Raw genomic sequence first — 6,345 nt, 5'->3', positions numbered from 1 at the left:
GTCGGGTGGCCATCCGCGGCTGGTCCTCCGGCGGCTATCTCGCCGCGGGCGCCGTTCTGCGCCGCCCCGATGTCTTCCACGCGGCGGTCGCGGGCGCGCCCGCGCCCGACCAGCGGCTCTACGACACCCACTGGAAGGAGCGCTATCTCGGCCATCCGGACACGGAGCCGGAGAACTATGAACGGTCCTCACTGATCCCGGACGCGCACCGGCTGAGCCGCCCGCTGCTGCTCGTACACGGTCTGGCGGACGACAATGTGTTCGCGGCCCACACCCTGCGGCTGTCGGCGGCCCTGCTGGCCGCGGGCAGGCCGCACTCCGTCCTGCCGCTCGCCGGGGCGACACATCGTGCGACGGATGAGGAGGTGGCCGAGAATCTGCTGCTGTTCCAGCTCGATTTCCTGAAGAAGGCGCTGGGGATCTGAACACCGGAGTCGCGCCCTCCGTACAGTCCCACTGAACCGGTCGTCGGAGGGCCGGGGCACCCAGCAGCCCACAGCAAAGGGGACGGATCACCATGACGGGATCTCAGGGGACGGGGCGGACCTCGAGCCGCCGCACCGTGATCGCCGCGGCCGGCGCAGCCGGTCTGACCGCGGCACTCGCCGCGTGCGGCGAGTCGGACGGCGACACGAAGCAGGACACTGCGAAGGACGTGTCCGTACCCGAGACCGGCGGAGAGGGCACCGGTGGGGACACCGGAGGCGGTGGGGACACCGGGGGTGCCGGAGGTGCGGTCCTCGGGAAGACCTCCGACATTCCGGCGGGTGGCGGCATGGTCTACAAGGACCAGAAGGTCGTGGTGACCCAGCCGACGGCCGGTGAATTCAAGGCGTTTTCGGCCATCTGCACCCACTCGGGCTGTCCGGTGAAGGACATCACCGGTGACACCATCAACTGCCCCTGCCACAACAGCAAGTTCTCCATCGCCGACGGCAGCGTCAAGGGCGGACCGGCCCCGAAGCCGCTGCCCCCGGCGAAGATCACCGTCGACGGCGACTCGATCAAGCTGGCGTGACGCCCTCGTCAGCGTGACCGGCGTGGCCTCTTCCAGCAGGCCAGGACCTCGTCGGTCGCGGTGACGGTAGCGACCAGGGCCAGGGTGTTGCGGACCATCACGGGCGTGTACCCGGGGGGTACGCCCGCGATGGCGTCGGCCGGGACCACGGCGGTGTAGCCGAGGTTGACCGCGTCGAAGACCGCGCAGGGGATCGCTACGTTCGCGGACACCCCGGTGACGACCAGGGTGCGGCAGCCGAGATTGCGCAGCAGGGCGTCCACGTCCGTGCCGGCGATGGGCGAGAGGCCGTGCAGCCGCCGGACGACCAGGTCTTCCTCCGCGACCGGTATCGGCTCGGCGATGCGTACGGCCGTGGAGCCGGAGAGCTGCTGCACGGGCAGGCGCTCGGCGGCACGGAAGAGGCGGGCGTTGCGGTTCGCACCGCGCCCGTCGGGGCGGCGCTCGGCGACGGCGTGCAGCACCTGCACCCCGGTGTCGTGGGCCGCGGCGGCCAGCCGGGCGACGTTCCCGAGCGCGCCCGAGGAGCGGGCCTCACGGGCCAGCTCCGGCAGAGCGCTGCCGGGGCCGACGACGCCGCGCTGGCATTCGACGGTGAGGAGCACGGTGGTCGCCGGGTCGAGAAGTCCGGCGAGCTGCTCGTGCGAGGCCATGGGGATCCCCTCGTCCGTACCGCTGGAGCGCGGGACGCTAGCCGCCATTGCGTCATCACGGAAGTGGCCCCATGATTCCTGACACACTGTCAGTCATGGGGAGGTGGACGACGATGGTCGCCACGCAGCGCCGGGGCCGCCGGATCATGATGACCCAGGAGGAACTGGACGTCTTCCTGGCCGGGCAGCGCACCTGCCGGGTGGCCACGGTGGACGGGGACGGCAGCCCGCACATCAGCGCGCTCTGGTTCGCCTGGGACGGCTCGTCACTGTGGCTCTACTCCATCACCCGCAGCCGCCGCTGGGCGCAGCTGCGCCGGGACTCGCGGCTGGCGGTGGTGGTCGACGACGGTCACGAGTACGGCGAGCTGCGCGGTGTCGAGCTGTCCGGCAGCGCGGTCTTCGTCGGGGAAGCCCCGCGGACGGGCGAGCCGTGCCCGGAACTCGAGCCCCCGGAACGGCTGTTCGCGGCGAAGTACTTCGGGCTGGACCGGATGCCGCACGACGGCCGCCATGGCTGGCTGCGGCTCACCCCGGACTCGGTCGCCTCCTGGGACTTCCGCAAGATCCCCCAGGCCGGGGGCTGACGGGCACGGCCGGCGGGCCGGTTCCGGTTCCGGGCCCGGCCCAGCCCGGTCCGGGGACTCTCCACCGACCCGGCCGGTCTCAGCCCTCCACGTTCTGGGCGGCCTTGAGCAGCGCGTCCACGGCCGCCCTGATGGACGGGCGGCGGTCCGCGTCGTCCCGCCACACCGCGTAGACGTGCCGGCGCATGGTGTGCCGTACGGGCACCACACGCACCCCGTCGGGCACCGGCCCGCGGCCCAGCCGCGGCGCGATGGCGACCCCCAGCCCGGCGGCGATCAGGGCGAGCTGGGTGTGGTGCTCCTCCGCCATGTGGGAGATACGCGGCTCGACCCCCTTGCCGCGCAGGGTGAACATCAGCCAGTCGTGGCAGAACTCCCCCTCGGGCCAGGAGATCCACTCATCGTCGGCGAACTCCTCGAGGTCGACCTCGTCCCGGTCGGCGAGCGGGTGGCCGGCGGGCATCGCGATATCGGCGGGGTCGTCCAGCAGCGGCGCCTTGGCGAGCCCGTCCGGCATGGACAACGGCTTGTTGTACCAGTCGAGGACGACGGCGAGGTCGATGTCGCCGCGTACCACGCGCGGCAGCGCCACGTCGGGCTCCATCTCCTGGAGGCGTACGCGCAGCTGCGGGTGGTCGGTGCGCAGCGTGGCCAGGGCGGACGGGAAGAGCCCGCGGGCGGAGGTGGGGAAAGCACCGAGGAACAGCTCGCCCACGGCCTGGCCGCGCTGCGCCTCGAGGTCGGACTGGGCCAGCTCGACCTGGGAGAGGATGCGCGCCGCGTGGTCGGCGAGCAGCCGGCCGGCGTCCGTGAGGCGGATGCCGCGGCCGTTCTTCGCCAGCAGCTGCTGGCCTGTCTCGCGCTCGAGCTTGGAGAGCTGCTGCGAGACGGCCGAGGTCGTGATGTGCAGCCCGTCCGCGGCTGCGCTCACTGAGCCGTGGCGGGCGACGGCATCCAGGGTGCGGAGGCGGTCGAGGTTCAACATGTAAGCAATCCTAAGCGATGGTGCTCATGAATTCTCGCTTGTCCTACGAAGTTTCACGCAGCATGGTTGTGGCCATGAGCGCAGTCGCCGTCCCCCGGCCCCCGTCGGCACCCACCGAGTCCACTCCGCCCCCGTCCACTCCGGCCACCACTCCGGCCACCGTGCCGGGCGCCCGCCGCCCCGCCGTGAACTGGCGGATCCGGTTCGCCGTCCTGTCCCTGATCTGGGGTTTCAGCTTCCTTCTGATCAAGGTCGGCACGCAGGCCTACGCGCCCTTGCAGGTGACGCTGGGGCGGATGCTGTTCGGGACGGCGGTGCTCGTCGCGGTGCTGGCCGTGAAGCGGGAACGGTTTCCGCGCGGTGCCCGCGTCTGGGGTCATCTCACCGTCTCGGCCTTCTTCCTCAACGCGCTCCCCTTCACGCTCTTCGCGTACGCGGAATTGACCATCCCCTCCACCCTCGCCGGGATCTGCAACGCCACCACCCCGCTGTGGGGCATGGCGCTGTCGGTGGTCGCGCTCTCCGAGGACCGGCCCACCCGTCGCCGCGTCGCGGGCCTGGGCATCGGCTTCGCCGGTGTGCTGACCGTGCTGGGCGCCTGGCAGGGCTTCGCCGGGCAGGACCTGGCGGGTACGGCCATGGCGCTGGTCGCGTCGCTGAGCTACGCGGTCGGCTGGATCTACGTCCGGCGGACGCTGGCCGATCCGGGCAGCTCCCACCTGTCGATGTCGGGCGCGCAACTGCTGCTCGGAACCGTCCAGTTGGCCGTCATCACCCCGGTCTTCACCTCTTTCCCGACTGCCTTCCCGGTCCTGCCGCTGCTCTCCGTCCTGGCGCTGGGCGCGCTGGGCACGGGAGTGGCCTTCCTGCTCCAGTACGGCCTCGTCGCCGAGGTCGGACCGACCACCGCGACCCTGGTCACGTACTTCATCCCGGTCATCGCGACGGCCGCGGGCGTCACGCTGCTCGGTGAGCGCCTCGCCTGGAGCACGCCGGTGGGAGCGCTGATCGTGCTCGCCGGAGCGGCGCTGACGCAGAGCCGGCGACGGGCCGCCCCCCGTCAGTCGTAGCGGCCCGATACGGCCGGGCCGGTCGCGGACACCAGGGCGTCCGCGACCGGCTCGATGTCGGCCGGGGCCAGCGGTGAGACAGTGACGCGCACCCCGGGCGGGGAGGCCATCCGGAAGCGTGCGCCCGGAGCGACGGCCCAGCCGGACTGGAGCAGCCGCGCGACGGCGCCGGTCTCGTCGGGCACCGGAACCCAGACGTTCATACCGGTGCGCCCGTGCGCGCCGATCCCCCTTTCGCGCAGCGCCCGCACCAGCGCGTCGCGCCGTTCGCCGTAGGCGGCCGCGACAGCCCGCGGGTCCACCGCATGGGTACGCCACAGGTGCACGACGGCGTCCTGGAGGAGATGGCTGACCCAGCCGGGGCCGAGCCGCTGGCGGCCGCGGACCCGGTCGATGGTCACGGTGTCCCCGGTGAGCACGGCGAGCCGCAGATCGGGCCCGTACGCCTTGGCGGTGGAGCGGACCAGCGCCCAGTGCGCCGAGCCTCCTGCAAGGGGGTTCAGGCGGAGGTCGACGATGCCGTGACCGTGGTCGTCCTCGATGAGCAGGACTTCCGGACGGACCGCCAGTACGGCGCGCAGCGCGTCCGCGCGCCCGGCCGTCACCGCGGCGCCGGTGGGATTCTGCGCGCGGTCGGTGACCACGAGCGCGCGGGCTCCCTGCCGCAGCGCCCGCTCGACGCCCTCCGGCAGCGGGCCTTCGTCGTCGACGGGGACCGGCACGGCGCGCAGCCCGAGGGCGGGGATCAGATCCAGGAGGCTGCCCCAGCCCGGGTCCTCGACCGCCACCGCGTCACCGGGTCTGAGATGGGCGGAGAGCACGCGTTCGATGGCGTCGAGCGACCCCGAGGTGACCGCGACGGGTCCGTCCGGAACTCCGTCGGCGTCGAACGCGGCCCGGGCCGGCCCCTCCAGCTCCGGGCCGACGGCCGAGTCGCCGTAGAGCGCGGGCCGCCGGGCATAGCGAGCGGCGGCCGCGGCGAGGGCTTCGCCGAGCGGGGGCAGCAGGGCGGGATCGGGGTTGCCGGTGGAGAGGTCGCGGGCGCCCGGCGGAGCGTCCACGCGGATCGCCTCGCGGGGCGCGCTCGCCGGCCGTGAACGCACGCGGCTGCCACGCCGGCCCGCCGTCTCGATCACTCCACGGTCGCGCAGCGTGCGATAGGCGGCCGCGACGGTGTTCGGATTGACCCCCAGCTGATCCGCCACATCCCGCAAGGGAGGCAGGAGTTGGCCCGGGCTCAGCCGTCCGGTGCCGACTGCCTGCTCCACACTCGCGGCGATCTCGGCTGCGCGACGACCCGCGATTCGATAATCTCCTAGCACAAAGAAGATTATGCACTAGTGCAATTGGAGAACGCAATGCCGGACACCGCCGCATACGAGTCCACCGAGCGCACCGTCCCCACGCGCAACCGCGAGCGCGCGGCGTACGACCACGCAGTCGTCCACGCGATACTCGACGAGGGCTACGTCTGCCACCTGGGCTTCGTCCGAGACGGCGCGCCCGTGGTGCTGCCGACGCTCTACGCCCGCGTGGGCCGGCGGCTGTACGTCCACGGGTCGACCGGCTCCCGGCCCCTGCGCATGGCAGGCGAGGCCGACCCCGGTCTGCAGGTCTGCCTCACCGTCACCCATGTCGACGGCCTGGTGCTGGCCCGCTCCGCCTTCCACCACTCGATCAACTACCGGTCCGTGGTGGTGCACGGCACCGCCCGGCAGGTGACCGAACAGGCCGAGCGCGCCGCCGCGTTGGACGCGCTGGTCGACCAGGTCGTCCCCGGCCGCGCGCAGGACTCGCGCCCCGCCGACGCCAAGGAACTGGCCGCCACCGCTGTCCTCCGGCTCGACCTCGAGGAGGTCTCCGCCAAGGTCCGTACCGGCGGCCCGAACGATGACCCCGAGGACGAGTCGCTGCCCTACTGGAGCGGCGTCCTGCCTGTCTCGCGTGCCTACGGAACCCCGGTGCCGGCCGAGGGCCTGGACCCTTCGGTCGGCGTCCCGGACTACCTCACCGCCGCGCGCTGAGGCGGCCA

General features: G+C 72.6%; 8 protein-coding genes. 5 read left to right on the top strand and 3 right to left on the bottom strand.

Annotated features, from left to right (window positions below; genetic code table 11):
* On the top strand, positions 1-425 hold a 425-nt coding region (locus tag ABZW18_RS28410), incomplete at its 5' end, for a prolyl oligopeptidase family serine peptidase (protein WP_356192775.1).
* Positions 426-517: 92 nt separating this feature from the next.
* Positions 518-1,018: a Rieske (2Fe-2S) protein gene (locus tag ABZW18_RS28405; RefSeq protein ID WP_356192772.1), complete on the top strand. Its 501-nt coding sequence runs from the start codon at positions 518-520 to the stop codon at positions 1,016-1,018.
* 8 nt (positions 1,019-1,026) lie between these two features.
* On the opposite strand, the gene ABZW18_RS28400 is transcribed toward ABZW18_RS28405, so the two are convergent.
* Positions 1,027-1,671, bottom strand: a complete 645-nt coding sequence (locus ABZW18_RS28400) for an isochorismatase family cysteine hydrolase (protein WP_356192787.1) — start codon at positions 1,669-1,671, stop codon at positions 1,027-1,029.
* Between the two features lie 113 nt (positions 1,672-1,784).
* On the opposite strand from ABZW18_RS28400, the gene ABZW18_RS28395 reads away from it, so the two are divergent.
* Positions 1,785-2,258: a pyridoxamine 5'-phosphate oxidase family protein gene (locus tag ABZW18_RS28395; RefSeq protein ID WP_356192785.1), complete on the top strand. Its 474-nt coding sequence runs from the start codon at positions 1,785-1,787 to the stop codon at positions 2,256-2,258.
* A 79-nt stretch (positions 2,259-2,337) separates the two neighbouring features.
* On the opposite strand, the gene ABZW18_RS28390 is transcribed toward ABZW18_RS28395, so the two are convergent.
* Entirely contained in the window at positions 2,338-3,243 is a 906-nt protein-coding gene (locus ABZW18_RS28390; protein ID WP_356192769.1) for a LysR family transcriptional regulator, read from the bottom strand.
* 38 nt (positions 3,244-3,281) lie between these two features.
* Here ABZW18_RS28390 and ABZW18_RS28385 point away from each other — a divergent pair, with 38 nt between their 5' ends.
* Positions 3,282-4,313, top strand: a complete 1,032-nt coding sequence (locus tag ABZW18_RS28385; protein WP_356192767.1) for a DMT family transporter — start codon at positions 3,282-3,284, stop codon at positions 4,311-4,313.
* On the opposite strand, the gene ABZW18_RS28380 is transcribed toward ABZW18_RS28385, so the two are convergent.
* On the bottom strand, positions 4,304-5,635 hold the full coding sequence (locus ABZW18_RS28380; protein WP_356192765.1) for an aminotransferase class I/II-fold pyridoxal phosphate-dependent enzyme: 1,332 nt from the start codon (positions 5,633-5,635) through the stop codon (positions 4,304-4,306). The genes ABZW18_RS28385 and ABZW18_RS28380 overlap by 10 nt on opposite strands.
* A gap of 36 nt (positions 5,636-5,671) precedes the next feature.
* On the opposite strand from ABZW18_RS28380, the gene ABZW18_RS28375 reads away from it, so the two are divergent.
* Positions 5,672-6,337, top strand: a complete 666-nt coding sequence (locus ABZW18_RS28375) for a pyridoxamine 5'-phosphate oxidase family protein (RefSeq protein WP_356192763.1) — start codon at positions 5,672-5,674, stop codon at positions 6,335-6,337.
* The last annotated feature ends 8 nt before the right edge of the window (positions 6,338-6,345 follow it).

Origin of the sequence: Streptomyces sp. NPDC004647 (genome assembly GCF_040609575.1) — a bacterium.
Lineage (GTDB): Bacteria > Actinomycetota > Actinomycetes > Streptomycetales > Streptomycetaceae > Streptomyces.
Note: the sequence above shows the minus strand (reverse complement) of the source record. Positions and strands in the feature narration are given on the sequence as shown.